This window comes from Bradyrhizobium barranii subsp. barranii, assembly GCF_017565645.3.
GTDB lineage: Bacteria > Pseudomonadota > Alphaproteobacteria > Rhizobiales > Xanthobacteraceae > Bradyrhizobium > Bradyrhizobium barranii.
The window spans coordinates 7454815-7481039 of sequence record NZ_CP086136.1 but is presented as its reverse complement, the minus strand read 5'-3'; the positions used below and the strand labels follow the sequence as shown (position 1 = coordinate 7481039).

Sequence of the window (26225 nt, the reverse complement as noted above, 5' to 3'; positions counted from 1 at the left end):
AGGCGCATGGCTGCCGGTCAGGCTGCGACGGGCGGCGTGGCTTGCGCCAACAGCAGCCCGATCTTCCGGTCGAGCTGCCAGACCTCGACGTTGCCCCGGCGCGTGAACTGTTGTGCGACGCGAAGCGCAGATGCATCGGAGTCGGCCTCGAATGCTTCGGCGGAGCGAAACACGCCGTTCTCGCCGACCAGATAGGCGCGGTATTGCCGGCTCATGTCGGTGGCCTCAGGCCGGGCGAATGCAGCCAGGACTCGATCTGGATCGCCGTCTCGTCCTGTCGCGCCCGGCGCAGCAGGATCTCACGGCGGCGTCGCGGCGCAAGCACCTGGGCCTCCTCGCGAAGGCGTGCGGCCTCGTCTGCGAGCCGCTCGTGGAGAGTTTTGGACTGTTTGAAACGACGTCGCTTCAGCATGGCACTGCTCCCTCGGTAAAGTGGGGCGGGAGCGCAACTAGCGTTCTCATCACCGACCGATGCCAAGTGCCGTGCGGTGATACTTCAACTCTACGCCTCGGGCCGAGGAGAGTCTGTATCATTTGTTAATTGGTTCGAACAATCTCTCGGGCGTCATCGCAGCTCGGTTTGAGCAGTTTTATTCCTATCGCGTGCAGGTAGTTCCTAAGTTCACTATTGAACGGAAGTGGCATCGGCGATTGAAGGTCTATCCTCCTTGTCTGCGCCCCGCGCCACGATTTTAAGCGCTTGATCTGACAAAGGCCGTTGGAGCGCCTTAGCCTCGTCCCATGGCGCCCGCAGCCAAACATCTCGTTCTTCGGCCGTCGTCAGGATCGCCGGCATTGCCTTTGGATGAATGGGCTCGACAACGGCATTCGGCGCCGTCGTGAGAAAACCATAGACCTGATGAGGTCCAGGCACGGGCTTTGACTTCGTACCGCGATCGCCCTTGAAAGTTGTCCAGATACCGGCGAACGCGAACAGCGGCCGCGTCTCGTCTATCGCAAACCACACGACGTCTTTCTTCTTTGTTTCCGGATTCGGCTCAGGCGCATACTCAGCAAAACTGTTGACGGGCACGAGACAGCGATGCTCCGGCTTGAGCCATGCGCGCCAGTGCGGCGACGAGGTGTTGCGGATGTTGGTGACGGGCGGGCCGGGCTTGCTCGGTGGTGGCGGCATGCCCCAACGCATCATCACAATCTCCCGTTCGCCCCCGCCTGCGTCGCGAATGACCGGTGCCGGGTAATCCGGAAATACGCCCGGCATTGGTGGCAAGTTGCCCTCGTAGCGACGGACCACACGGAAGAGCCCGGCGATGGCGGCCTGATTGGTGGTGATCGAATACAGATTGCAGATGTGGACGGCCCCCCGCTTGTCAGGATTATAGCAGACTTCTGGCCAGATCGCTTGCTATCAGATGTCCGGCCTGTTTGCGCGGACAAAGCCCGCTGGCCAAGATGGTGTTCGCTACGCACGCTCCAAGCACATAGGCGACATTCGTGATGCCAGTGTAATCTACGGAAGCTCGCGCGTATCGACCGATCGGTCCACCTTCCATCTACTGCGTCCTGCAAGTTCGTGGGTTATCCGGCGAGCAATCTCGACCGGTACACCGAGTTCAGATCAGATGGGCATGGCGGCTACCGGCCGGTTGTACACGCCACCCGATATCATCAAGCGCCAGGCGATACGGGCGAACTTGTTGGCTAAGGCCACCGCGACCAACTTCGGCGGCTTTCGCTCCAGCAGCGAAGTGAGCCAGGGTGTCGGCTTATGACGGCCCTTTCGAATGTGCCTCAGCAGCGCAGTCGCGCCGACAATCAACGTCGATCGGAGCATTGAATCTCCGGCCTTTGTGATACCGCCATATCGTTGCCGGCCGCCAGTTGAGTGATCCTTGGGTGTCAGTCCGAGCCAAGCCGCGAAGTCGCGGCCTGATCTGAACGTCTCCGGCGGGGGCGCCTTCATGCTTAGCATGGACGACCCAATCGGACCGACGCCGGGAATCGTCGCGATCCGCCTGCTGACATCATCCTCACGATGCCACTTCATCAGCTTGGCTTCGATCTTTGCCAGGCGGGCTTCGACCGCGGCATACTCCTCCGCTTGAAGGCGGAAGAGATCCCGCGCCATTTCCGGTAAGTTGTCATCCTCGAGCACCCGCTTGATAAGAGCCGTGACGTTCTGCCGACCGGCGGGGCCAACGATGCCAAACTCAGCCGCATAACTCCTGAAGGCATTAGAAAGCTGGGACTTCACGCTGACCAGGCGTTCCCGCACGGTCATCAACATGCAGGCCGCTTGCCGTTCTTTTGACTTCACCGGTACAAACCGCATACTCGGCCGGGTGACCGCCTCGCACAGCGCCTCGGCATCGGCCGCGTCGTTCTTGCCGCGCTTTACGAAAGCCTTCACATATTGGGGGCGGGATCAGCTTCACTTCATGACCAAACGACTGCAGCAGGCGCGCCCAGTGATGCGAACTGCCGCAGGACTCGATGGCGACGAGGACCGGCGGAAGGCGCTCGAAGTAGCGGATCATCTCGGCTCGCCGAAACTGCCGCCGGACAACTACCGCCTCGTTCTCGTCAACACCGTGAAGCTGGAAGACCGACTTGGAAGTATCCATACCGATACGAATGGGAAGATTCATCAGACTTTCCTCTCATCTAGCTATGACGCCGGAGCGCCATAGAACCGTGGGGATGAGAGGCCGTCCACACCAGCACATGGAGACCATTATTCCTTGCCGCTCGCCCGGCCAAAGGTAATTTCGAGTGAGGGGGGTCGCTAGTCGTAATGATGTCTGTATTCACATCAATGGGCAAACAGACGTCAGGTTGGCCTGTGCATTAAGGGCCAATTCCGGACATTGCTTAGGGGCCACAGTGTCTTCGTGTGACGCCACCTGTTTCCCGGATGCGTCAGGTGACGTAGAATGCCACTGCCCCTTGAAGCGGGACGTGCCGAAATCACCGTCCGGGCAAACGAGCAGCACTTGTGCCGTCGGCAAGCACGCTCTCTTAGAGACCGTTCTTTTTCGGTTTCGTACCACCGTTCACCACGAACTTTGCGCGCTGCTTATGCGGCGGCTCGTTCGGTAACGTCGGGAGAAAGCGATGAGCAAGATCGATCGAAGGTCCGCTCTGGGAATCGCGTTGGCTGCAGTTTCGGCTGCCATGGTCAAGCCAGCCGCCGCTCAAGCCACAAGCTACAAGGATACGACGCCTTGGCCAGGTGTCGTGGTGCGTGAATATGAAGGCGAAACACCATCCTTGATCCCAGGTTTTAAGACCGTCTCAATGCGCGATATCATTATGCAGCCGGGGGCGAAGACCATGGGGCCCCCGATGATGAATGCCATGATCTGCCATATCACCGAAGGGGAGCTTCGGCTTGAGCAGGACGGAAAGACCTTTACGGGCAAGAAGAATTTTGTCTTGACCTGCAACAAGGAAACAAAAGAACAGGCGTTCAACGATGGGAATGTGGTCGCGATTATGCGGATCACCGACTTGAAGGCTTAACGCTCGTTTCTTCGCAAGAGATCGATTGTGGGGTGCGGATGGTGCATGCGACAACGCGCCATCCGCGTGCAGGACCGCCTCGGTCAATCGCATCGATCAGCGACCGTGTCGCCTATGTCCGGTCTGCCCAACACAGCGCACTTCTGTGACTGCTCGAGTGCCGACGGGCTCGCCAGTTTCGGGTACCCCGACTACAAATCTAACGCAGGACCTTGAAGCAGAGTGAACCGTGTGCCAACGCGCGGGCCGCGACCGCGCTTTGCGGCAAGGCAGAAGTGATGTAACTTCTCTTGCGAGCTGCCATGAGGACGTGCCGACAGTCCTGTACTCGCCAATTATCTTAGCGGCAGCGCTGATGCCGTCGGCGGGCAAATTCCTAGACCTGTAATCTCTGGTCTGTTCAATCGCAGTCAAAACCGAGGCGCGAATGACGTGCACACCGCGTGATGTGCGCGTGAAGGAAAATGCCGCATTTCACATCAGGAGCTTACAATGGATCGGAAAACCTTTCTGGTCGGCATTATCGCCGCCGCATGCCTTGTTGCAACCTCTACAGTAATGCCGGGCACCGGGCACGCCCAAGCGGATCCGAGAGTAACGAAATCGATGGAAACCTTAAAAGCTATGACGGCGAAATTAGGAGCCCCCAAGCTCGAAGGAAGGGAAGCTGTTGGGGGTAAAGACGCACCCGCTCTGTATTTCGGCACGACTAAGATCAATAACAACTTTGACATCGTCGACGCGGTTGGAAGCGAGGACGGCAAAGGGATGACGGCCACGCTGTTTGCAAAAGACGGAGGCGAATACGTCCGAGTGTCCACAAGCGTGCCAAAACCCGATGGAAGCGGCCGAGCAGTTGGCACCGTCCTGGCCGGGCCAGCACTTGAAGCGATCAAGGCGGGGAAGAGCTATTACGGCGAGGTGCCTATACTGGGTACGCCCTACATAACCGGATACGAACCGATCAAGGACAGTACGGGCGCCGAAATCGGCACCTATTACGTCGGCTACAAGAAGTAGTTGAGAGCCATGAGAAATCGTCTGGCAACACTGGTCGCGCGGCCGTAGCTGTCGAGGTCCGAGTTGGGTCAAAACCGGCAATACTCTGGTTGAGCAGAGAATTTCTGCTCAAATCCCAAAAACCGACGTCGCCGATTTGCGGTTGGAATGACGGCGCCGGCGCGACCTGCACCCGGAGCCGCTTTGGCGTCTTTGACACGTCGGGCAACACACTGGCATAATACTATCATTGAGACGATTTTGCTCGCACCCGCGCCGGAGATTCATCCGCCGCGGGTTTTTTTATTCCCGATCCAGGACAGGACCTGATTGCAAAGGGTTTTTTCAGATGGCCGAATTGGTGAACAAGCGCTCTGAAGTGGCGTTGGCGAGGGAGGCGGCTCGCAGAACTTTGAAGCAGCGAACGATGACTGAGATCAAATCCTTGGCGCGGACGCACACGGTACACGCCGTGAATACTCTCGTGAAGATCATGCTCGACAAGAATGCTCCAGCGCATGCACGTGTCTCGGCCGCCAATGCCATTCTCGATCGCGGATGGGGCAAGCCGTTGCAGCCCATCGCGAATGAAGACGGTAAGCCCCTTGAGTTTATTCATCGCATCGAGCGGGTCATTGTACATCCCGGCGACGGTCAAACGTTCGACGCCCATGTTGAGGAATCCGTGCTCCGCGAACCGCTAAGCGTTCTTGGAAGCATCGGCGCGACGGGCGATTTCGACGTCTCTCACGAAGAGCTTTGGCTGCGTTCGCAGGAGAATACATGAGCACTGACCGACAGAAGCCGCGCCAACGGCGGATTGAGCCAGATCCCCCAGCTCAAGGCATTGCGGAATTGACCGGTTGGCCGCGCTGGATGGCCGACGCGCTTGCATACAGACCACAGAGCCCGGCTCTAGACGTCGGCTCGCCAGGTGAAACGGCTGCATTGGAGGGCAAGGCGATCGGTTCGGTGAGCTTGGCGTCTCTCTAGTGCAAGTCTCAAAAGTCCCTGAAAACACTGGCGATCACTACAATATGTTAGGGGGCGTACCCCCCAAAGGTCAAGTCGAGGCAAGCCGAATTGATGTGACCGTTGTGACAGTGCTGTGACCACAATTTGCCGACGCACGCGCGGCATGGGGGAAACTTGCAAGCGTTAACCTATCTGATGCCCCCACAAAAAAATCCGTCATTTTTCGCAAGTTTAAGTTGGCGCACATCCCAGCGTGTACTTGTCGGACACAGGAGAGCTCGTGCATGAACCCGAATCTTACTCCTGTTACTTCATACGTGATCGACAACGTGCACCACGCGCACGACGAAGTATGCGAGAGGACGGACCTCGTCGAGCGCGAAGGCGAAATAGATCAGTTCTCAGTTGGTGCGCCTGAAGACATCGCGTTCGATCCACCCAGGATGAACGTGCGAAATGTTGAGGCAGCCCTATCGGTCATGAAAGTCGATCCGGCCAAGGTAAAATGCGTAGCGTCCCAATAAAGCCAATGGCCTGCGTGATACGTTGGGCACGTTTGGTCGCAGAGATAATCGACCGGTTTGAGCAAGTCGACCCTTCCGGGATACTTAGACTGCACACGAGCGAGCATTGCATTGATGGCTGCGCCCGCCGCTACCGCGTTCACCTTTGACATGGGCGCACATGGAGGAGGTGGCACATGAGGCAGCGGCCCTTGAAGTAACCGCGGCCGATTGATCTCGCAGCCGGCAGGAACTTGGGCGCCCACAATCATTACACGCCGAACAGGCGTTAACACGCGTAGCGTCTCAGAAAGGGCCGCTTCGAGCTTGGCGAACGATCCAGCATCGTTCGGCCACATGCCTGGTTGGTCGTAATCGATGCCCGCATCGTCATAGGTTTCCCACCGCTGGATGAATATCAGCGGGTGCGTTTGGGTCTCAAGTTGAGCGATTTGCTCATCGCGAACCCGAAGACAATCCACGCGTCGTCGCGATCTGATGGCTGCTCCTTTGACAATCGGGCATCCGGCAGTGCCAACGTACTGAAGGTTTCCACCTAGGCTCTCGACTAACGGCAACATTGCCGCCACGTACATTTCAGCATGGGAGTCTCCAGCCAAGTCAACAATCGGTAGGCCCGGCGGCCAAACGACTTGATCAGTAGTGGGAGAACTGTCGAGCCTTCCATCCGCCAAAACCGACTCAGGCACCCGCCATGCAAAACCCTTCAGAATGAATGTTGCGTGAGTCAGAATCGCAAATGCCAGAATAGCCGCGCTGAATTTCATCAATGTCTTCAACGGCGCTCCAGAGGCTGCGCCTCCAGCAACGATGAAGCGACGTTCCACGAAATAGTACATGCTGGTAGCGACGAAAAGCATCGTCACAAGCATGACTATATTGCCTCCAGCAGTGTCGGCCGCCTCACCAAAGATGAAGCGCGAGTAGAAAATGATCGGCCAGTGGCAAAGATAGAGTGAATACGAGATTGTTCCGATGGCGGTTAGCGCCTGAGAGCGTAGAGCGCGAGAAACGAAGGTTGTATCTCCGGTCCAAATCACAGCAGCAGCGCCAAGGCATGGGATCATAACGAGCAATTCTTGCCGTGACGTGTCTGGCTGCAACAAAAGGGCACTGGACAAGATCACAGCGAAGCCAGCCGCCGAAAGCAATTCACGGACCGATTGGCGGCGTGGCGTTTGACCGGCGAAAAGCACCAAGGCGCCACAACCGAACTCGAACATGCGAAACGGCATCAAGAAGAATACGGCAGAGCTGTCGATGGGGCCAACCCATATCGTGGCCAAGAAGGATGCAAGCGACAACAGGACGATTGCCGATCTTATGCATCCAACGCGCGCCGCGGTGATCAGGAGTGCGGGCCAAATAAGATAGAACTGCTCTTCAAGCGACAGCGACCAACAGTGAAGCAGAGCGAGTTCGTCCGACTTCGCTGCGAAGTAATGGCTTGCTTCTCTCCAATATTGGATGTTTGCGATCGACAGCAGCGCATGCGTGCACTCCTTCGCAATATCGAGAAACAGTAGAGGCGCCGTCCACAACGCGCCCGACAGGTACGTCATAAGCACCGTGAAGATCAGGGCTGGATAGATGCGCCTCGTTCGTCGCAAGTAGAACGCGCTAAAGGAAAAGCGACCGCCAGCGTCGTCCATGAGGATATTGCGAGTGATCAAGTAGCCGGAGATGACGAAAAAGACGTCGACTCCGACGAAGCCGCCCTGAAAGCCCGGCACTTTCAAGTGAAACAGCAGAACGCTCAGGACAGCAATCGCTCGAAGTTGAACGATTTCCCCGCGAAAGCTCGTTCCCTCCGAACCTATCATCTCCAATGAGGCCACCAGAAGCTGCAACGTTTCCAAATATTTCAACTGGATTGCAGTCTATTACCTGAGAGGATTTCAGGGTGTAAACCTCAATTTTGGTTTCTAATAAAGGTAGCCGTCCTACCCTCCGAACAGCGATCTAGACGAACAGCTAGGGCCAATCCCGCTATTGGGGTCTAACTCTAGGGGAAAAAGGCAAAAGACAGATGCACGAGGGAGTGGACGGGGCACTAGACCCCCGACACGATTCGAACGTGTGACCTTTGCCTTCGGAGAGCAGCGAGCGGCGTAACGTTCGGATATTGAGCCGTGTTTCGAAAACCTGATGCCAATCAAGCCCGCGGAATCCCGCGGGCTTTGTTTGTATGGCGCCTCTGACGTTCGCGCGCTACGCCGCAGCAGCCGGTCCAAACCAGGTGGTCAGCGCGTCCTCGAGCCCTCGTTGGCTTTCATCTCCGACCCACGCCACGTGCCCGTCTGGCCGAACCAGCACGGCTTCGGGCGTGGCGACCTGCCCGATGGCGAGGAGCTCCCACGCGCCGTCGTGGCTGGCGTTGATGACTCTGATGCGATCTGCCCAGGGTGCGATGTCGAACCCGCCGGACTTGCCGAAATTGATCAGCAGGGCCTGCGCTCCGTGCAGCAGCGTGAACAATCTCTGCGGATGGCCCTCGACGATCAAGTCGAGATCGGGCATCCGGCGCCCGAGCAGCTCGTGTCCTTCGCCGAGATCATAGCGGATATCGAGTCCGCTCATCATCGCGCCAAAACGTTTGCGCGGCTCCTCCATGGCGAGCAGGTCGGACACCACATCGCGCGCGGCCTTGAGGCCGGCCTCGCCGCGGCGGAGCATGGCGATTTGCGCCATGGTGTTGCGCAAGACGCGCGCAGCGACGGGATGACGTTCGGCGTGGTAGGTGTCGAGCAGGCCGTCGGGCGAAATGCCCCTGACCACCTGCGCCAGCTTCCAACCGAGATTGACCGCGTCCTGCACGCCGGTGTTGAGGCCTTGCCCGCCGACGGAGTGATGGATATGCGCGGCATCGCCGGCGAGCAGCACGCGCTCCCGGCGATAGGACACGGCCTGCCGCGCCGCATCGGTGAAGCGGGAGATCCAGGCGGGATTTTGGAGCCCGAAGTCGGTGCCGTACACGGCGACGAGCGCATCGCTGAGATCGCGCAGGCCGGGTTCGCCGGTGCGGTCGAGCGTCGCTTCCGTCACGACGACCAGCACGCGACCGCTCTCCGCCTTGCTGAGGCCATGAAAGCCGATGGCGTCGTGGCGGAGACCACATACCGGCTCGTCGCGCATCTCGACTTCGGCCATGAGATTGCTGAGCGTCGGATCGGAGCCGACGAAATCGATGCCGGCCTTCTTGCGTACCAGGCTGCGACCGCCGTCGCAGCCGACGAGGTAGCTTGCGCGCAATGTCTTGCCGCCGGCGAGCGCAACGTCGATGCCGGTCGCATCCTTAACGAAGCCGATCACCTCGGAGTTTCGATAGATCGGCACCGCGAGCTCCTCGACCCAGTCGGCCAGGATGCGCTCGATGTGGCTCTGCCGCAGCGCGAGGCCATAAGCGTGCCGGGTGGGGAGATCGCCGATGTCGAGCCTGGTCCAGGCGAAGCCCGCGAGCTGGGTGACTTGCCCCTCGCGCAGGAAGCGCTCCGCGACGCCGCGCTGATCGAGGATCTCGATGGTCCGCGCGTGCAATCCGCCGGCCCGCGTACCGACGAGCTCCTGATCCGGGCGCCGCTCGACCACGGCGACGTCGACATCCGCGAGCGCGAGCTCGGCGCCCAGCATCAAACCGGTCGGGCCGCCGCCGGCGATCAGCACGGCATGGTGACTCGCGCGGCTGGCGCCGGCCCGCTCGGTACGGCCGCGCGGCCGGGACGACGGAAGCAATACAGGCATGTGGACCCCCTCGCGTCGCTGCTTTGGATGCTCATTGGGTCGGGGGTTCTACGGCAGAGCGGGGGACTTGAAGCAAGCCCCTTGCGCACCACATATCAAGCTGGGAGGAATGACTCCTTCTTCCGCGTTCGCCGCGTTGACACGTCGGGCAAAACACCGGCAGAATGGCATCATCGACATGAGTTTGGTTCGACCCGCGCGGGAGCTCCCGCCGCGGGTTTTCTTTTGGGCTCTGGCGTTCAGCGAACGCCGGTGGTTCGCCGCATGGTGTCGGCGAGCTCCTCGAACGAAAACGGCTTCCTGATCATTGGCAGGCCCCCGCGCCGCGGTTCGCGCCCCGATAATTGCAGGATCTTCAATTCCGGGCGTAGCCGCTTCGCCAGTTCGGCCAGTTCGTGACCGTCCATGCCCGGCATATTGATGTCCGTGATGAGGATGGAGATGTTCTCGTTCTGCCTGAGCCGATCAAGCGCATCCGGGCCGCTTTGGGCGCTTGTCACCTCGCAGCCGAGATCTTCCAGCATGCCCACGATGACGTCGAGGACGCCGGGATCGTCGTCAACAACCAGTACAGCATGGCTCATCGCGCGCACGGTCCTTTGACTGAAGGAATAAACGCGCCGCTCTTCGGCTAAGTTCCGGCACGGTGTGGTCGAACGAGGGATGTTTGACATGTCGAAACACTGGCAAATGACATCAACGAGACGAGTTTGGTCACCCGCGCTGGAAACACCCGCCGCGGGTTTTTCGTCTCGATTTTGAGATCGGACGGTGGCCGCGCATCCGGCCACGCACTCGCTAGACCACGTTCAAGGAACGCCGACCGGCGCGGCGCCGGGTCCGTTGCCCGCGCCGGCGCGGTCTCGGGGCTCACGGACATAGGGTTCGCGCCCGAAACGATCGCGCTTGGTCACGCGATCTGCCGCCTTTTTCTTTTTCGTGGAGAGATGATGACCGCCTAACTGATATCGCTCGCACTCGCGCGCGGGCCTGGTTGCAATCGTGTTGTGGGAGACGTTTTCTTGAGCGATGAGATCGAAGGCGAGCTCGCGAGCGAGCCGGCCCGCCCGCCCGCGCGACGGAAGACGTCTAAGGCGCGGATGCTGACCGAGACTGATTGTATCCTTCTACTTCGCCAAGCGAGGTCTCGAGAACGTTGCAAGGATCATCAACCAGATGATGAAATCAGGGCGATCGTGGCTGAGACGCTTGCCGAGCAACACAGGCTGCAACAGGAGAGCATCGATGCCTTCGTACTGAAGGCCGTCGCATCGGTGCTAACTTCCTTCGGAATCGAACACGACGACCGGAAGGAGCTAAGGACTGATCTCCAACACGTGCGGAGGTGGCGAAAGAGCGTGGAGCAGGCGCAGAGCTACACCTTCAAAGCCGTTATCACGGTGATCGCGACCGGACTGATGGGGGCCGTTTTGCTAGGCGTTAGGGTCGTGCTGGGCAAGTGAGCTCCCACGGTGCCGACATCTCTGCACTTGCACGCACGCTATTTCCCGCAAACGGGCCGTACAAAATTCGCATCGTTGATGCACCCGATGACGACCTCGTCGATACGTTGGCTGATCTGCATCGGTCGACGTTCTTCGACGCGGCGGCCATGCCGCAATTCGAGCTGGGAGCGTGGTGGCTTGCCTAACATGGCGATGAGGCGGTCGCATTTGCCGGCGTCATACCGTCGACGCACATTCGAAACGGCGCTACTTCTCGAGGGTCGGCGTGCTGCGACGGCATTGGGAGCGGGGACTGCAGCGCAGGTTGATGCGTGTGATCGAGGCGAGGGGGCGGCGTGTCGGATGAGATGCCATTGTCTCTGATACGACTGACAATCCGGTCTCTGCGAATAACTTCATCCAGGCGGGCTATCGGCTCTTCGAGCCAGAGGTGCCCTGGGCCTGGGCGCACACGCTCTATTGGCGGAAGTGGCTTCGCTGAGCGGGGTTTCCCGTGATGCGGAACGTGCTCTTCTCGGCGTAGGATGGCCAATGCCAGACACGGCGTGGCCTCGTACGCCCAAAATGTTCGGGGGCCCGGCAGCTTGATGGCTGCCGGGCCCTTTTTGCGTATTGAAGCGATGCGGGTGAAGCACTTGCGAAGTTGGTGGTGGCGGGCTTTAAGTTTGCTCTTGCAGGAAATTCGGCAACCATAAGCCGATGTAAGGGAGCGCCGTCGATGCCCACCAAGCCTCAATTACCGGAACGTTCGTTGCGGGCGACGGGCGCGCCTACCGCGCTCGACGGTCTCTTGGTCGTCGATTTTACGCGGGTCGTGGCGGGGCCGGCCTGCACGCAGACGCTTGCCGATTTCGGTGCACGCGTCATCAAGATCGAGAATCCGGATGGCGGCGACGATACGCGCGCCTACGAGCACGCCGAAATCGGCGGCGAAAGCGCCGCCTATCTGAGCCTGAACCGCAACAAGCGCGGTATCGCGCTCGACCTGACCGTGCCGCAGGCTCGCGAGATCGCGCTGGACCTGATCCGGAAGGCGGATGTGGTCGTGGAGAATTTTTCAAGTGGAGTCATGAAGAAATTCGGCCTCGACTACGAGGCGGTCGCGCCGCTCAACCCGCGGCTGGTCTATTGCTCGATCTCGGCTTACGGACGCTCAGGACCATTTGCCGCGCGGCCCGGCTTCGATCCCATCACGCAGGCGGAAAGCGGCTTCATGTCCCTCAATGGGTTTGCCGACGGGCCTGCGGTTCGTACCGGCCCCCCGATCGTGGACATGGCGACGGGGATGTCCGCCTGCAACGCCATCCTGCTGGCGCTGTTGGCGCGCGATCGGCTCGGCCGTGGGCAGCATGTCGAGGTCGCCCTGTTCGACGTCGCCATGGGCATGACCGGCTTCTACGGCATGGCCTATCTGATCAACGGCGAAAACCCTGGCCGGTTCGGCAATTCGCCGAACGGGTCCCCCACTGTTGGTGTCTATGAAGCTTCCGATGGGCCGCTTTACATGGCCTGCGCCAACGACCGGCTCTATCGCCGGCTGGTGGTCGAGGTGCTGAACCGGCCCGATTTGATCACTGATCCGCAGTTCGCGTCGCGCAAAGCGCGCTCTGAGAACAAGGAGCTCCTGCGGGCAGCCATCGCAGAGGTCTTTGCGAGCGATACCCTCGAGAACTGGATGGCGAAGATGAAGCTGGCCAATATCCCGGTCGGCTATCTCCGAACGGTCGAGGAGGGGTTCAATGCGCCCGAGGCCCGCGAGCGCCATCGCCTGAACAGGATTCCGCACCGTACTGCAGAGTGGGTCCCCAATATCGAACCTCCGATCAATATGAGCCTGACGGGAGCGATTGATCCCGTCGCTGCGCCCCTGTTAGGCGAGCATACCGAAGACGTCCTGCGTGATACGCTCGGTTACGACGAGCGCCAGATTTCGGAATTCACTCAGAAGGGCGTCTTTGGATCAGGCAAGCCATCGACATCAGGCTAAGCCTGAGCGGTCAGCTCCATGGAGCCAGGCATCGCTAAGCTTGCGGATAGCTGCTTTGAGAAGACGGTATACGCGACATCGCATTCCTGTGAACAGCCGGGGTGCGGGGCGACCACGCAACGTAAGCGCTGCCCAGCTTGATTTGGCGAAGTTCCCGCCGCATAACTATGTGAAAGCGAGGGACTCGAATGGCGCCTGGTCAAGAGCCGAGCATGGGCCAGCCGACGGGGCAGGAAGCCGGCGAACGCGCCTATGCGGCCATGATCGCGAGGACCCGGGCGCTCGTGCCGCGGCTGCGAGAGCGGGCTGCCCGCACGGAGGAACTGCGGCATCTTCCGACGGAAACCGAGAAGGATCTCCACGACGCTGGCCTGTTCCGCATGCTGCAGCCGAAGCGCATCGGCGGCGCCGAGCTTGACTATGTCGCTCTCGTCGACTGCGCCGAACTGCTGGGAATGGCGGATGCATCAGTGGCGTGGAATCTCGCTAACCTGGCGAGCCATCATTGGATGCTCGGCATGTTCGCGCAAAAGGCGCAGGATCTGGTCTGGGACCGCGATCCGGACGCGCTGATCGCGTCCTCGTTCATTTTTCCTGCCGGACGCGCCACGCGGGTCGAGGGCGGCTACCGGTTGCACGGCAGCTGGCCGTTTTCCTCGGGCGTTGGCTCCTGCGAATGGAACATGCTTGCAAGCGTTGTCTATTCTGACGACGAAGCAGACGGGATCGAGTACCGAATCTTCCTGTTGCCGAAAGTCGACTACAAGGTGCTCGACACCTGGAATGTCACGGGACTGCGCGGTACCGGCTCCTGCGATGTCGAAGTCAGGGACGCTTTCGTGGCCGACTATATGACGGTCGCGGTTGGCGATCTTGCCGGCGGCCCGACGCCGGGAAGCAAGGTCAATCCCAATCCGCTGTATGCGCTACCCGTGTTCTCGCTGTTTCCTTACGTCCTCTCCGGCGTCGCGCTGGGGAACGCTCAAGCATGCCTCGACGATTATGCGGAGGTCGCGCGTCATCGCATCTCGACCTACAACCGCGCCAAGCTCAGCGACTTTCAAAGCACGCAGATCAAGATCGCGGAGGCTTCGGCCAAGATCGACGCTGCGCGCCTGATCATGCGTTCGGCCTGCGTCAATGCAATGGAAGATGCAAGGCGCGGCCGTATTCCTGATATGGCGACCAAGACCAGATATCGTCGCGATGGCGCATTTTCCGTGAATCTGTGCACCGACGCGGTCTCGATGCTGTTTGCGGCGAGCGGAGCGCGCGGTCTGTTCACGACGGGCGTGTTGCAGCGGCAGTTCCGCGATGCGCACGCGATAAACTCGCATCTTGCGTTCAACTTCGATGCGGCCGGAACCAATTACGGACGGGTGGCTCTGGGCCTGCCGTCCGACAATCTCACGCTGTGAGGCCGGCCGATGAATGATCTGCCGAAGCAGCCGGCCATTTCCGATCCAGCGAATGAACTCGCCAGCGACAGTTCGCCGATCGATCCTCGTGATTTTCGCAACGCGCTAGGCACATACGGAACGGGCGTAACGATCATCACGGCCATGGCCGCTGATGGTAAGCCCTATGGTATCACCTGCAATTCGTTCGCGTCAGTCTCCTTGAATCCCCCTCTGGTCCTCTGGAGCCTCGGATTCTATTCCTCAAGCCTCCCCGTGTTTCAGAACGCCAGCCATTTCGCCGTTCACATACTCGGCACGTCGCAGCAAACGCTTGCGAACAAATTTGCAAAATCGACCGAAGACAAGTTCGCCGGGGTCGACTGGACCCCGGGCCTCGGGAACGCGCCGGTCCTTGCCGAGAGTGTCGCCAACTTTCAATGCCGATCGGTCAATCGCTATTATGGCGGTGACCACGTGATCTTTCTCGGCGCGGTCGAGGCCTACGCCTACAGTGCCAAGGAGCCCCTGCTGTTTGCGCGCGGGGGGTATGGCCGGTTCCTGGCTGATGATGAACGCAAGAAGTCGCGATAAGGCAATTCAAGGACGCTCGTCGGCTCAGCGGTCTGTTGCCGAGAGCTTGTAGATTTCCAAAGCGTCTGCGTCGGCGCCGCGTGCAGCCTTGGCCAGCCTGAATATCTGTCCCGCGAGGGGCGCCATCGGCACCGGCGTTGACGTCGCCTGGGCGACATCGGCGACCGTGTCGAGATCCTTGAGCATTGTCGCGATATGGCCAAGCGGCGGCGAGTGGATGCCCTGGACCATGCGCGGCACGAAGAGCTGAAGCGGGATGGAATCCGCAAAGCCGCCGGCGAGCGCTTCGGGCAGCCGGCCTGCGTCAATCCCCGCATTCGAGGCAAGGCGCGTTGCTTCCGCCAGAACGGCCATCGCGCATCCGACGATCACCTGGTTGCAGAGTTTTGTGGTTTGGCCAGCCCCGATCGGGCCCATGTGGGTGAACCTGCGTGCCATGTGCAGCACATAGGGCCGTGCCCGCTCGATGTCAGCAGCTTCTCCGCCGGCCATGATGGCGAGCGTGCCTTCCTCTGCGCCCTTGGTGCCGCCGGACACCGGCGCATCTATCCAGCCCGCGCCATTCGCGTCTTTCAGCCTCGCTGCAAGATCGCGTGCGGCGTCGGGATGGATCGACGAGAAGTCGACGACGAGCCTGCCTGCGCCGGAAGCCGCTGCAAGACCCTCGGGTCCGAAGATTACCTCTTCGACGGCGGCGGCATCGGTCACGCACATGAAGACGATATCCGCGTTCGTCAACATGTCGCGGGGCGTGGCTGCGCGCCTGGCGCCGGCCGCGACGAGCGGAGCGACCTTGCCCTCCGAACGATTCCAGACAGCGACCTGATGGCCGGCTGTGAGCAGGCGCCGGGTCATCGGCGTTCCCATCAGTCCAAGGCCGAGATAGCCGAGCCTCTCGACGCCCTGCGGGTTTGTCTTGCTCGCATCAGCCATAGGTTGCCTCCTTCTGTCGCAGCGCAAACGCCGCCTTACCATACATTGCAGGTCGGACAGCGAAACCGTCCGGCTCGCATGGCTTGCCTGATTGTTTGAACCATGAAACATTTGAGTGGTCGGGTTGGGCGGCGCTGGTCGGCGCCGGAGCAGCGGAGTGGGCACGATGCGAACCGTTTCGAAGTGGATCCTGGCTTTGGGAGCGGCCGCGGCTGCGAGCGCGGGGGCAGCCCCGTCATGGGCACAGCAGACCATTCGCGTCGGCTGGACCATCCCGGCCGAGGAATCCAAGTACTGGATGATGCGCAGGCCAGCTGAGTTTCCCAATATCGGCAAGGCCTACAACATCGAATGGACCCAATTTCAGGGCACCGCGCCGATGACGCAGGCATTGGCGGCCGGCGCGCTGGATTGCGCGACGCAAGCGCCGCTCTCGCTGGCCAACGGTGTGGTCGGCGGCAATCTCAAGGCCTACATCGTGGCGCAGCACGTCTTCGAGAAGCCCGGCGGTTTCTCGGTCTATTGGGCGGTGATGGATGACTCGCCGATCAAGACGATCGCCGATCTCAAGGGCAAGACGGTCGGCATTTCCGTGATCGGCGGTGGCACGCAAGGCCCCTTCAACCTGTTGCTCAAGCAGAATGGCGTCGATCCGGCCAAGGACATCAAGCTGGTCGAGGTCGGCTTTGCCGTCTCCGAAGATGCGCTGCGCCAGGGCCGTGTCGACGCGGTCAACATGAACCAGCCCTTTGCCGCACGTGCGGAGGCGAAGGGTGGCACAAGAAAGCTGTTCTCATTGTCGCAGGCGATGCCGAACATCGTGCACATCCTGGAAGCCTGCCGCGCTGATTTCGTCGACAAGAACCCCGACTTGGTGAAGGCCTACGTGCGTGACATTACCTCAGGTATGAAGAAAGCGCTGGCCAACCGCGAAGAGACGCTAAAGGTCGTGAATGAGGTTCTGAAGGCGCCTATTCCGGTGCTCGAGACCTATCTGCTCAAGGACAACGATTTCGGCCGCGATCCAGGTGCGGCGCCGAACTTCCCCGCGATCCAGAAGATGCTGGACATCTACGCGGAGACCGGAATGCTGCCGAAGCTGGATGCCATGCAGTTCAAGCACGCGACGATCGTCGCGCCGCTGGAATAGGCAACGGGCGAATTGTCCGAACAAGGGGCGCGGCGTCCCGGATCATCCCGGACGTTGCATGAAAAAGATGCGCGCATGAAGAAGTTGCGATCACGGGTCTCGACTGACGGCCTCGACCGGGCCCCGCACCGCGCTTTCATGCGCGCAATGGGGCTCGACGACGCAGCGATCGCCAAGCCGATGGTGGGCGTCGTCAGCATGAAGGGCGAGCAGACGCCCTGCAATATGACCCACGACTTCCAGGTGGCCGCGGCCAAGACGGGAATCGAGGAGGCTGGTGGCACGCCGCGCGAATTCTCCACCGTGTCGGTCTCCGACGGCATCAGCATGAATCACGAGGGAATGAAGTTTTCTCTCTTTTCACGCGAGCTGATTGCCGATTCGATCGAAGCCGTCGTTCATGGTCTCGCCTATGACGCGCTGATCGGGTACGGCGGATGCGACAAGACGCTTCCCGGCGTGATGATGGGTATGGTTCGTTGCAACGTACCGTCCATTTTCATCTACGGCGGCAGTTCGCTGCCGGGCCGGGTGGACGGGCGGACTCTCACGGTGCTCGACTCCTATGAAGCTGTCGGCAGCTTCATGACCGGAGAGATCGACGGCGCCACGCTCGAGCGGATCGAGCGCGCCTGCCTGCCGACCATTGGCGCGTGCGCCGGCCAGTTTACCGCGAATACGATGGGGATGGTGTCGGAGGCGATGGGGCTGACCATTCCCAACGTCTCGATGGTACCCGGTGTCTATGCCGAACGTGCACAGATCTCGCGCCGCGCCGGGCGACTGGTGATGGAGATGCTGGAACGTGGCGGCCCGCTGCCGCGCGACCTCGTGACTCGGAAATCCCTCGAGAACGGCGCGGCGATTGTTGCCGCCACGGGCGGCTCGACCAACGCAGCGCTGCATCTGCCGGCGATCGCGAATGAGGCCGGGATCGCATTCACGATTGATGACGTCGGCAAGGTCTTTGCCAGGACGCCGCTGATTGGAAACTTGCGGCCGGGCGGCAAGTACACTGCGAAGGATGTCTACGACATCGGCGGCGCGGCCGTCGTGATCCGCGAGTTGATCCAGAGCGGGCACATCGATGGGAGCTGCTTGTCCGTCACGGGGCGCACGCTCGCCGAAGAATATGGCGCGGCCAACGCTCCCGATGGTGAAGTCGTTTACGCGTCTCGTGCGCCGATCATGCCTGATGGTGGCGTGGCGGTTCTGAAGGGCAATCTCTGTCCAGACGGTGCGGTGATCAAGGTCGCAGGTTTAAAGAGTCAGCACTTCGAGGGCGTTGCGCGCGTCTTCGAAGATGAGGAGGCATGTGTCAAAGCGGTCCGTGACCGCGCCTACACGGCCGGCGAGGTGCTGGTGATCCGCAATGAAGGGCCAGTCGGCGGCCCGGGCATGCGCGAGATGCTCGGCGTTACCGCGCTGATATACGGCCAGGGTATGGGCGAGAAAGTGGCCCTGATCACCGATGGACGGTTCTCCGGCGCTACTCGCGGCATGTGCATCGGCTACGTGTCCCCCGAAGCGTTTGTCGGCGGTCCGTTGGCGCTTGTTCGCGACGGCGACAGGATCCGGATCGATGCCGCAAACCGGCGGATGGATATGCTGGTCGACGAGCAGGAACTCACGGCGCGCCGACGCGATTGGAAGCCGAGGCCGCCCCGTCACCGTGCAGGTGCGCTCGCAAAGTATGCGCGGCTGGTCGGACAGGCGCCGGGCGGAGCCGTGACACATGAGGGCCCTGCAGAATGGCCTTGGTTCGAATGATGCGCCGCTCCCGGGCGAGAATGACCGCCTGTCTGGCAAGTTTCTTGCTAAGCTCGATCAGCTGATGGAGGACATCAGCGGATCGGTTGCGTGACATTCGCGCGTGAATCAAGTGAGAGACGGAATGAGGGTAGTGCCTTCGAGATCGAGCGAATGGGTGAATCCGGTGACGCCACAAAGGCCGGCTTCTGCGATCATCGAGATCGACCGCGTCTCCCAGGTTTTCCAGACCTCGGCGCGCAAGGATCATTTGGCGCTATCGGACATCTCGCTGACGATCGAGGAAGGAGCCTTCGTCGCCATCCTTGGTCCGTCCGGCTGCGGCAAGTCGACACTTCTTTATATCGTCGGCGGCTTCGTCAGCCCGACCAGCGGTGTGGCGAGGATGAAGGGACAGACGATCACGGGGCCGGGTCCGGATCGCGGACCGGTGTTTCAGGAGTTCGCTCTGTTTCCCTGGAAGACGGTGCTGGGCAATGTGATGTATGGCCCGCGCCAGCAAGGTATGCCTGCCACCGAGGCCGGAGCACAGAGCCGGGCCTTGATCGAGATGGTCGGCCTCAAAGGCTATGAGAACTTTTATCCCAAGGAGCTCTCGGGTGGCATGAAGCAGCGCGTCGCGCTGGCCCGGACTTTGGCTTACCACCCTGAAGTTCTGCTAATGGACGAGCCGTTCGGCGCGCTCGACGCGCACACCCGTACACGTCTCCAGAATGATCTCCTGAACATCTGGGAGCGCGACCGCAAGACGGTGCTGTTCGTGACCCATTCGGTCGACGAGGCCGTGTTCCTGTCGGACAAGGTCGTGATGATGTCGAAATCTCCCGGCCGCATTCGGCAGGTGATCGACATCGATCTGCCTCGGCCGCGTCGCCGCAACGAGCTGTTGCTCGATCCGCGCTATCAGAAATACGTCGTCGACATCGAGCGCATGTTCGACGAGGTCGACGAGACCGGATCGCCGTCATGATATCGCCTGCTGCCGCCGCCAGACGTGCCGCCCCGGTGTTCGCTTGCATCGGGCTGCTGGCGGTGTGGCAGGTCGCGTCGCTCGCGCTGAAGAATGACAGTTTTCCGACGGCGATCGAGGCGATCCGCGCGATCCCGGACATCCTTGGCGACAAGGAGTCGCTGATCAACATCCTGGCCTCGCTTCGCCGCATGGCGATCGGGTTCGGTGTAGCCGTGCTGGTTTCGATCCCGCTGGGTCTGTTGATGGGGCGTAGCCGCGCCGTCGCGGCCTTCTTCAACCCGCTTCTAATGGTGATCTATCCGGTGCCGAAAGCGGCGCTGATGCCGATCATCATGCTTTGGCTGGGCGTCGGGGACATCACGAAGACGCTTGTGATCTTCCTCGGCGTCAGCCTCCCCGTGATCTATCACAGCTTTGAGGGCGCCCAAGCCGTCGAAGAGAAGATGCTGTGGTCAGGCGCAGCGATGGGACTGTCACCGCTGCAACGGCTGGTGCGGATCGTGCTGCCGGCGGCATTGCCGGAGATACTGACCGGATGTCGCACCGGTCTCGTGCTGGCGCTGATCACGATGATCACCAGCGAGATGATCGCCCGCCAGTCCGGCGCCGGCAACATTCTGTTCAACGCTTTGGACATGGGCCAATACGACACCGTCTTCGCGATGATCATCATCGTGGGGGCGATGGGAATTTGCCTCGATGCTATTTTCGAGCGGGTCCGCGCACGGCTGGTGCGCTGGTCCGAGCCTCAGTTCGACATGCCGCTGAGCTTCTCATGACATCGCGTCTTCTCTCAGCAAACGTCGTTCTTGGGCTCGTGCCAATTGTGCTGGTGATCGCGGTGTGGCAAGGCCTCGTATCATTCGGCTTTGCGCCTGTGGTCTTGCTGCCACCGCCGGGATATGTCTTCAGCAGTTGCTCCAGCAACTCGTGACGTGGACGTTTCAGCAGGAGATCGCGGCGACCCTGATCCGGCTGTTTGCCGGCTTTGCGATTGCGGTCGTGCTCGGCGTAAGTATTGGCATCGCCGCGGCCGCCAATCCAACGATCAATGCCGTGGTTCGGCCAATCGTGCGCGTGTTGGCGCCGTTGCCTAAAGTCGCACTTTATCCGGCGCTGCTGCTTCTGCTCGGCTTCGGCCACGGATCGAAGATCACGCTGGTGGCGGCGGACGCTCTCTTTCCCATTCTGCTGTCCACCTACTACGGCGCATCGGCTGTGGAGCAGAAGCTGATCTGGTCGGCCATGGCGGCGGGAACGCCGCGCTATGAGATCTTGTTCAAGGTGGTTTTGCCGGCAGCGATGCCTTCGATCCTGACCGGCTGCCGGATCGGCCTTGTCATTTCCTGCATCGTGGTGTTTCTGGCCGAAATGATCACGTCGACGGACGGGTTGGGGCATGTGCTGGTGACGGCGGCCCGAACCTTTCAGGGCGTCGACATGTTCGTACCACTGATCACGATCTCGCTGCTGGGGTTGATCCTGAACGGCTTGCTGGGTGCCCTGCGATCGTATCTCTTGCGGGGCTTCCCCGAAGCGTGATCTGACTGAACAAAGAAACCAGAAGACCGGGAGTGGACCATGCTGGCGGATCGCATCGAGGCAAAATGGATCGACGCGTTTTGCGAGATCTTTGAGCGCTGCGCCGTCAAGGCCGGCGACACCGCGGCGATCCTCTCGGAAACCCAATCGCGTGCCCTGAACGTTCATTTGGCGGAGCTCGCCCTGCTGCGGATGGGCGCGCGGCCGTTTCATGTGGTGATGCCGACGCCGCGTAACCGGAATATCGTGCCGGTTCGCTCGACCGGGGCAAGCGAGGCAATCCAGCGGCTTGGTCCGGTCATCACCGCACTCCAGCAGGCCGGCTTTGTGGTAGATTGCACCATCGAGGGCTTGATGCATGCGGTGGAAACGCCGGAAATCCTCAAGGCCGGCGCGCGGATACTGGTGATCTCCAACGAACACCCGGAAGCGCTGGAGCGGATGGTGCCGGATCCCGCGCTCGAGAAGCGCGTTCGCGCGGCGGCGAAGTTGTTGCGTGGGACGAAGCGGATGCGCGTGACATCGAAAGCCGGCACGGCGCTCGACGTTGACATGGTCGGTGCGTCCACGGTCGGCGTGTGGGGCTGGACCGACAAGCCGGGCACGCTGGCGCACTGGCCGGGTGGCATTGTGGTTAGCTTTCCCAAGAGCGGAACGATCAACGGGACCCTGGTGATGGCCCCCGGTGACATCAATCTGACCTTCAAGCGCTACCTGGCGTCCCCGGTGAAAATGACGCTGAAGGACGATTATGTTGTCGAGCTGGAGGGCGAGGGCACGGATGCGGCGATGATGCGCGCCTATCTCGCGGCGTGGGGCGATCGCGAGGCCTATGCGGTCTCGCATGTCGGTTTCGGCATGAATCCGGGGGCCCGCTACGAAGCCCTCTCGATGTATGACCAGCGCGACACCAACGGCACTGAAATTCGTGCCGTCTCCGGCAATTTCCTGTTCTCGACCGGCGCGAACGAATTTGCCGGCCGCTACACGGCGGGCCACTTTGATTTGCCGATGATGGGAACGACGATCGAACTCGACGGCGTCGCGGTCGTTCGCGAAGGCGTGCTGCAGGACGTCTTCGGCTAGCTGCGGTCGAGGACCGGTGGGCGCGCCAGGCCGAAATGCCGGAGCAGGTCGACCATGGCCTGAAGCCGCTTAACGCGATAGGCGTCGACGTCCATGCCTGAATAATCGAGGAAGCCGGCACCCGTTCGCAAGCCGATGCGGCCTTCTTGCATATTGCGGGAAATGACGTCCGGCGCGCGATAGCGGTCGCTGCCGAGCGCGCCTTCGAGATACCGGCTGGCGTAGTATAAGATGTCGCCGCCGCCCCAGTCGATGAACTCGAGCAGTCCGAGCACGGCATAGCGGAAGCCAAAGCCGTAACGGATCGCTTTGTCGATCTCCTCGGCGCTGGCGACGCCTTCCTCGACCATGCGTGCGGCCTCGTTCATCGCCAGCGCCTGGATGCGCGGGACGATGAAGCCGGGCGTCGCCGCGCAGACCACGGGGACCTTTCCGATGGCTTCGAGCAGCGCCTTGACCTCATCGATGATGGCGGGATCGGTGGCTTTGCCGGGCGAAATCTCGACCAGGGGGATCAGATAGGCCGGATTGAGCCAGTGCACATTGAGGAAGCGGCGAGGGTTCACGATTGCACCGGAGAGATCGTCGACGAGGATGGTCGACGTGGTCGAAGCGATGATCGTATCAGGGCCGACTTGTTTTGAAGCCGCCCCCAGCACCTCGCGCTTGAGCTCGACGACCTCCGGAACGCCCTCGAAAACCATTCCGGCGCCGGACAACGCTGCGCCGCTTCGGCTGGCTGGTAGCACCGAGACCCGTGCGATAAGCGGATCGACATCTGCCTCGGTCAGCAGTCCCAGCTTCGACAGGCTGGCAAAGGTCTTCCTGACTTCGTCGAGCGCGTCCGCCTCCAGCTTGGCGAAATCTTCCGCGGAACGGCCCTTGATGTCGATCATCGTGACCATATGCCCTGCGTAGGCGAACGCGACGGCGATGCCGCGCCCCATGCGGCCGGCCCCGAGGCAGGCAATGTTGGCGCGGCTGGTCATCGGTCAAAATCCCCTGCGAAGAAGCGCCTGGAGCTCGGCTTTGCCGAGATTGCCAAGCCCCAGTGTCTCGAGCGTTCGGCCGCGCTGCGCAAAATCCTCGCCGCAAATCGCACCGCCGATGGCCAGAAAGGCCTTGGCCAACGGTGTGGGCGTGCCCGCCAGGGCGGCGGCGGAGACCAGCAGCGACAGCCCAAGCCGCAGATCCTCACGCATATAGCGGTGCTCGGTCAGCACGATCCGCTCGCGCCAGTCGCCGGAATCGGTCAGCCGGTCGTGCGAGCCACGGCCATACATCCAGATCTCGCCCTCCTTGGCGTAGTGGTGGGCCAGCGGGAAATGCGGTGCGCCATAGCCAAGCGCTTCGCGCACCGCGATCCGTTCTGCGTCGAGCGCGTCGGTCACCCGGCGGATCGCGGCCTGCGTTCCTTCCTTGTGGATGTCCCATCGTTCGAAATGCTCGATCGGGCCCGCGTTCATCACGATCAGCGGCGGGTGAATAATGGGCCCAGCATTCATCAGCGCGCCGGAGAGCGCATCGCCGCAGGGCTCGATCGCATCAGGGAAAGCGCGTCCGATCACTTCGATTGCATGCGCGGCCCGATCGAGCGGAAACACGCCGACCGGCAACCGCTTGGCGCGGATGGTAATCGCGACCTCGAACGGCCCGTGCTTGCGGGTCAGCCAAGGCAGCGTGCCGGTCTCGGCAAAACTTGCCTTGGCGTGGTTTCCGGCATCCCGCGCGGCTTGGGCGAAGATCATAGAGCCGAATGTGGCGGGCGGCAGGAACACGACCTGGCCGTCCCGCAGATGCGGAACGAGCAAGCGAGCAATGTCCGGCTGCGCGAAGGCAGGGGCGGGACACAGAATCAGCTCGGTGCCATCAATTGCTTCGGCGATGTCGGTCGTCACCAGCGCGAGCTTCACATCGTGCCGGCCATTATGATCCTTCACCAGGATGCGCGAGCCGGCCGCGCGATGCGCCGTCACCTGATCGGTGTCGCGGCGCCAGAGCCGGACCTCATGCCCCGACAGCGCAAAATCGCCCGCGGCCGCGAAAGAGCCGTTTCCCCCACCCAGAACTGCAATCTTCAAGATGCTTCTCCTTGCGCGCGCGACTGCGCATCAAGCTGCTTCAGCAGGAAATGCTGGACCTTGCCCAGTGCCGTGCGCGGCAGGTCGTCGACGAAGACGATGTCGCGCGGAACCTTGTAACGGGCGAGCTGCGTCTGAAGATGCGCTCTCAGCTCGTCCACTTCGAGCCGGGAGCCGGACCGCCCGATGACATAGGCGATCGGCACCTCGTCCCAGCGCGGGTCCGGCCGGCCGATCACGGCGCATTCGCTGACATCGGGATGTTCGAGCAGGACGCGCTCGACCTCGGCCGGATAGACGTTCTCGCCGCCGGAAATGATCACATTCTTCTTGCGGTCGCGGACCCAGAAATACCCGTCGGCATCGCACAGGCCGATATCGCCGGTGCGATACCAACCGTCGTGCAGCGCATCGTGCGTGGCATCCGCATTGCCCCAATATTCGAAAAACACGTTGGGCCCGCGCACGGCGATTTCGCCCGGCGTACCCGCAGGGACCTCATTGCCGGCCTGATCGATCACCTTCGCTTCGCAGCACAGGCCGGCAAGTCCAGTCGATCCCGCGCGCGAAAGATCGCCGCCAAGCCGGGTGTAGACTGCGATGGGGCAAGTTTCCGTCGATCCATAAACCTGAAGCACCGGAACATCGCGCGCCACGAAGCGATCGATCAGGTGCGGTGGCACGATGGTCGAGCCGGTCGAGGCGGCTTTGAGCGACGAGAGATCGGTCGTTGTCCAGGCGGGATGCTCGCTCACGGCCTGGAGGATTGCAGGCACCATCACTGTCAGGGTCGGTCGTTCCCGTTCAATGGCCGCGAGCGCAGTATCTGGCGTGAAGCGGGCGTGGATTGTGACGGTCGCACCAAGCTGCAGCGCCGGCGTGGTCTGGATGTTGAGGCCGCCGACATGGAAGAATGGCAGCACCGTCAGCACGCGATCACCTGACGTCATGTTGTGCATGTGCTGGCTCATGACGCCATTCCAGAACAAGGCTTCTTGCCGCAGAAGAGCGCCCTTCGGCCGTCCCGTCGTTCCAGACGTGTAGACGACGAGCAGCGGGCAGGAGAGATCAGTGTGCGGATTGCGGCCGCCGCCTTCGCTGCGAGCCAGCAGGTCTTCGAATGTCACGCCCCGCGACGGCGCGAAATCGAGGCCGATGACGGCCGTCCCCGGCGCAAGCTCCGGGAGAACTCCGGCAAATGCCTGCTCGAGTACCAGGACCTTTGCGCCCGCATCGGTGAGAATGAAGCGCTGCTCGGCAACCGCCAGCCGCCAGTTCAGCGGCACCAGCATCGCACCAAGTCGCGCGCATGCGTAGAGCAGAACCAGATAGTCCGGCCGGTTCAGGCTCAGGATTGCGACGCGGTCGCCTCGGCCGACGCCGAGCTCCTGCTTCAACGCCGTGGCGGTCCGTTCGATGCGCGCGGCGAGTGCGGCGTAGCTCAGCCGCTCACCCTCGAAGGCGATCGCCGTCTTGTCTGGCGCGAACGCCGCGTTGCGATCGATCAGACTACAGAGGTCCACG

At 61.3% G+C, this 26225-nt stretch carries 22 protein-coding genes and 3 pseudogenes; 14 read left to right on the top strand and 11 right to left on the bottom strand.

The window, feature by feature from the left end:
- Positions 1–17: 17 nt before the first annotated feature.
- The 4 genes and pseudogenes from J4G43_RS36490 to J4G43_RS36475 form a co-directional block, all read right to left on the bottom strand.
- Positions 18–215, bottom strand: coding sequence for a hypothetical protein (locus J4G43_RS36490; protein ID WP_166100201.1), 198 nt, complete (start codon positions 213–215; stop codon positions 18–20).
- On the bottom strand, positions 212–412 hold the full coding sequence (locus J4G43_RS36485; protein WP_208087863.1) for a hypothetical protein: 201 nt from the start codon (positions 410–412) through the stop codon (positions 212–214). The genes J4G43_RS36490 and J4G43_RS36485 overlap by 4 nt, the downstream gene beginning before the upstream one ends.
- Before the next feature lie 213 nt (positions 413–625).
- Positions 626–1312 carry an SOS response-associated peptidase gene (locus J4G43_RS36480; RefSeq protein ID WP_208089509.1) on the bottom strand — a complete coding sequence of 229 codons (687 nt, stop codon included), beginning with the start codon at positions 1310–1312 and terminating at the stop codon, positions 626–628.
- A gap of 267 nt (positions 1313–1579) precedes the next feature.
- A pseudogene (locus J4G43_RS36475) lies at positions 1580–2609 on the bottom strand (IS110 family RNA-guided transposase).
- A gap of 466 nt (positions 2610–3075) precedes the next feature.
- On the opposite strand from J4G43_RS36475, the gene J4G43_RS36470 reads away from it, so the two are divergent.
- The 3 genes from J4G43_RS36470 (at position 3076) to J4G43_RS55710 (ending at position 5269) form a co-directional block, all read left to right on the top strand.
- Positions 3076–3483, top strand: coding sequence for a hypothetical protein (locus J4G43_RS36470; protein ID WP_208087862.1), 408 nt, complete (start codon positions 3076–3078; stop codon positions 3481–3483).
- A gap of 492 nt (positions 3484–3975) precedes the next feature.
- A complete protein-coding gene (locus J4G43_RS36465; protein ID WP_208087861.1) occupies positions 3976–4503 on the top strand; it encodes a Cache 3/Cache 2 fusion domain-containing protein in 528 nt (175 codons plus the stop codon).
- A 406-nt stretch (positions 4504–4909) separates the two neighbouring features.
- Positions 4910–5269, top strand: coding sequence for a hypothetical protein (locus tag J4G43_RS55710; protein WP_321576286.1), 360 nt, complete (start codon positions 4910–4912; stop codon positions 5267–5269).
- Between the two features lie 582 nt (positions 5270–5851).
- On the opposite strand, the gene J4G43_RS36455 is transcribed toward J4G43_RS55710, so the two are convergent.
- The 3 genes from J4G43_RS36455 to J4G43_RS36445 all read right to left on the bottom strand — a co-directional run bounded on the left by J4G43_RS36455 (position 5852) and on the right by J4G43_RS36445 (position 10306).
- Complete coding sequence (locus J4G43_RS36455) at positions 5852–7831, bottom strand: acyltransferase family protein (protein WP_208087860.1); 1980 nt, start codon at positions 7829–7831, stop codon at positions 5852–5854.
- A 361-nt stretch (positions 7832–8192) separates the two neighbouring features.
- Entirely contained in the window at positions 8193–9722 is a 1530-nt protein-coding gene (locus tag J4G43_RS36450; protein WP_208087859.1) for an FAD-dependent monooxygenase, read from the bottom strand.
- Between the two features lie 239 nt (positions 9723–9961).
- Positions 9962–10306: a response regulator gene (locus tag J4G43_RS36445; RefSeq protein WP_208089508.1), complete on the bottom strand. Its 345-nt coding sequence runs from the start codon at positions 10304–10306 to the stop codon at positions 9962–9964.
- 537 nt (positions 10307–10843) lie between these two features.
- On the opposite strand from J4G43_RS36445, the gene J4G43_RS36440 reads away from it, so the two are divergent.
- The 5 genes and pseudogenes from J4G43_RS36440 (at position 10844) to J4G43_RS36420 (ending at position 15166) form a co-directional block, all read left to right on the top strand.
- Positions 10844–11185 (top strand): hypothetical protein, encoded by a 342-nt coding sequence (locus J4G43_RS36440; RefSeq protein ID WP_208089507.1) that lies wholly within the window; start codon positions 10844–10846, stop codon positions 11183–11185.
- A 17-nt stretch (positions 11186–11202) separates the two neighbouring features.
- Positions 11203–11669, top strand: a pseudogene (locus J4G43_RS36435) (GNAT family N-acetyltransferase).
- Between the two features lie 237 nt (positions 11670–11906).
- Positions 11907–13175, top strand: a complete 1269-nt coding sequence (locus J4G43_RS36430) for a CaiB/BaiF CoA transferase family protein (RefSeq protein WP_208087858.1) — start codon at positions 11907–11909, stop codon at positions 13173–13175.
- Between the two features lie 188 nt (positions 13176–13363).
- A complete protein-coding gene (locus J4G43_RS36425) occupies positions 13364–14593 on the top strand; it encodes an acyl-CoA dehydrogenase family protein (protein ID WP_208087857.1) in 1230 nt (409 codons plus the stop codon).
- 9 nt (positions 14594–14602) lie between these two features.
- Entirely contained in the window at positions 14603–15166 is a 564-nt protein-coding gene (locus J4G43_RS36420; RefSeq protein ID WP_208087856.1) for a flavin reductase family protein, read from the top strand.
- 24 nt (positions 15167–15190) lie between these two features.
- Here J4G43_RS36420 and J4G43_RS36415 read toward each other — a convergent pair whose 3' ends face one another.
- Positions 15191–16099, bottom strand: a complete 909-nt coding sequence (locus J4G43_RS36415) for an NAD(P)-dependent oxidoreductase (protein ID WP_208087855.1) — start codon at positions 16097–16099, stop codon at positions 15191–15193.
- A gap of 166 nt (positions 16100–16265) precedes the next feature.
- Here J4G43_RS36415 and J4G43_RS36410 point away from each other — a divergent pair, with 166 nt between their 5' ends.
- From J4G43_RS36410 to J4G43_RS36385, 6 genes and pseudogenes are all read left to right on the top strand, one after another.
- On the top strand, positions 16266–17249 hold the full coding sequence (locus tag J4G43_RS36410; protein ID WP_085405924.1) for an ABC transporter substrate-binding protein: 984 nt from the start codon (positions 16266–16268) through the stop codon (positions 17247–17249).
- Positions 17250–17324: 75 nt separating this feature from the next.
- Positions 17325–19019 carry a dihydroxy-acid dehydratase gene (ilvD, locus tag J4G43_RS36405; protein WP_208087854.1) on the top strand — a complete coding sequence of 565 codons (1695 nt, stop codon included), beginning with the start codon at positions 17325–17327 and terminating at the stop codon, positions 19017–19019.
- Positions 19020–19143: 124 nt separating this feature from the next.
- Positions 19144–19989, top strand: a complete 846-nt coding sequence (locus J4G43_RS36400) for an ABC transporter ATP-binding protein (protein WP_208087853.1) — start codon at positions 19144–19146, stop codon at positions 19987–19989.
- Complete coding sequence (locus tag J4G43_RS36395; protein ID WP_208087852.1) at positions 19986–20771, top strand: ABC transporter permease; 786 nt, start codon at positions 19986–19988, stop codon at positions 20769–20771. Before J4G43_RS36400 ends, J4G43_RS36395 begins: the two co-directional genes overlap by 4 nt.
- Positions 20768–21534, top strand: a pseudogene (locus J4G43_RS36390) (ABC transporter permease). Before J4G43_RS36395 ends, J4G43_RS36390 begins: the two are co-directional and overlap by 4 nt.
- A gap of 39 nt (positions 21535–21573) precedes the next feature.
- Positions 21574–22620, top strand: coding sequence for a 2,5-dihydroxypyridine 5,6-dioxygenase NicX family protein (locus J4G43_RS36385; protein WP_028156630.1), 1047 nt, complete (start codon positions 21574–21576; stop codon positions 22618–22620).
- On the opposite strand, the gene J4G43_RS36380 is transcribed toward J4G43_RS36385, so the two are convergent.
- The 3 genes from J4G43_RS36380 to J4G43_RS36370 are packed head-to-tail and all read right to left on the bottom strand — an operon-like array spanning position 22617 to position 26224.
- Entirely contained in the window at positions 22617–23609 is a 993-nt protein-coding gene (locus tag J4G43_RS36380) for a 3-hydroxybutyryl-CoA dehydrogenase (protein WP_208087851.1), read from the bottom strand. The genes J4G43_RS36385 and J4G43_RS36380 overlap by 4 nt on opposite strands.
- Positions 23610–23612: 3 nt before the next feature.
- Entirely contained in the window at positions 23613–24701 is a 1089-nt protein-coding gene (locus J4G43_RS36375; protein ID WP_208087850.1) for an NAD/NADP-dependent octopine/nopaline dehydrogenase family protein, read from the bottom strand.
- Positions 24698–26224, bottom strand: coding sequence for a class I adenylate-forming enzyme family protein (locus tag J4G43_RS36370; protein WP_208087849.1), 1527 nt, complete (start codon positions 26222–26224; stop codon positions 24698–24700). The genes J4G43_RS36375 and J4G43_RS36370 overlap by 4 nt, the downstream gene beginning before the upstream one ends.
- Between the last annotated feature and the right edge of the window lies 1 nt (position 26225).

Coding starts and splice junctions, on each gene's coding strand:
- J4G43_RS36385 (WP_028156630.1), top strand. CDS start 21,574: ATGCTGGCGGATCGCATCGAGGCAAAATGGATCGACGCGTTTTGCGAG.
- J4G43_RS36450 (WP_208087859.1), bottom strand. CDS start 9,722: ATGCCTGTATTGCTTCCGTCGTCCCGGCCGCGCGGCCGTACCGAGCGG.
- J4G43_RS36415 (WP_208087855.1), bottom strand. CDS start 16,099: ATGGCTGATGCGAGCAAGACAAACCCGCAGGGCGTCGAGAGGCTCGGC.
- J4G43_RS36380 (WP_208087851.1), bottom strand. CDS start 23,609: ATGACCAGCCGCGCCAACATTGCCTGCCTCGGGGCCGGCCGCATGGGG.
- ilvD (WP_208087854.1), top strand. CDS start 17,325: ATGAAGAAGTTGCGATCACGGGTCTCGACTGACGGCCTCGACCGGGCC.
- J4G43_RS36445 (WP_208089508.1), bottom strand. CDS start 10,306: ATGAGCCATGCTGTACTGGTTGTTGACGACGATCCCGGCGTCCTCGAC.
- J4G43_RS36425 (WP_208087857.1), top strand. CDS start 13,364: ATGGCGCCTGGTCAAGAGCCGAGCATGGGCCAGCCGACGGGGCAGGAA.
- J4G43_RS36485 (WP_208087863.1), bottom strand. CDS start 412: ATGCTGAAGCGACGTCGTTTCAAACAGTCCAAAACTCTCCACGAGCGG.
- J4G43_RS36420 (WP_208087856.1), top strand. CDS start 14,603: ATGAATGATCTGCCGAAGCAGCCGGCCATTTCCGATCCAGCGAATGAA.
- J4G43_RS36465 (WP_208087861.1), top strand. CDS start 3,976: ATGGATCGGAAAACCTTTCTGGTCGGCATTATCGCCGCCGCATGCCTT.
- J4G43_RS36430 (WP_208087858.1), top strand. CDS start 11,907: ATGCCCACCAAGCCTCAATTACCGGAACGTTCGTTGCGGGCGACGGGC.
- J4G43_RS36395 (WP_208087852.1), top strand. CDS start 19,986: ATGATATCGCCTGCTGCCGCCGCCAGACGTGCCGCCCCGGTGTTCGCT.
- J4G43_RS36490 (WP_166100201.1), bottom strand. CDS start 215: ATGAGCCGGCAATACCGCGCCTATCTGGTCGGCGAGAACGGCGTGTTT.
- J4G43_RS55710 (WP_321576286.1), top strand. CDS start 4,910: ATGACTGAGATCAAATCCTTGGCGCGGACGCACACGGTACACGCCGTG.
- J4G43_RS36470 (WP_208087862.1), top strand. CDS start 3,076: ATGAGCAAGATCGATCGAAGGTCCGCTCTGGGAATCGCGTTGGCTGCA.
- J4G43_RS36410 (WP_085405924.1), top strand. CDS start 16,266: ATGCGAACCGTTTCGAAGTGGATCCTGGCTTTGGGAGCGGCCGCGGCT.
- J4G43_RS36400 (WP_208087853.1), top strand. CDS start 19,144: ATGAGGGTAGTGCCTTCGAGATCGAGCGAATGGGTGAATCCGGTGACG.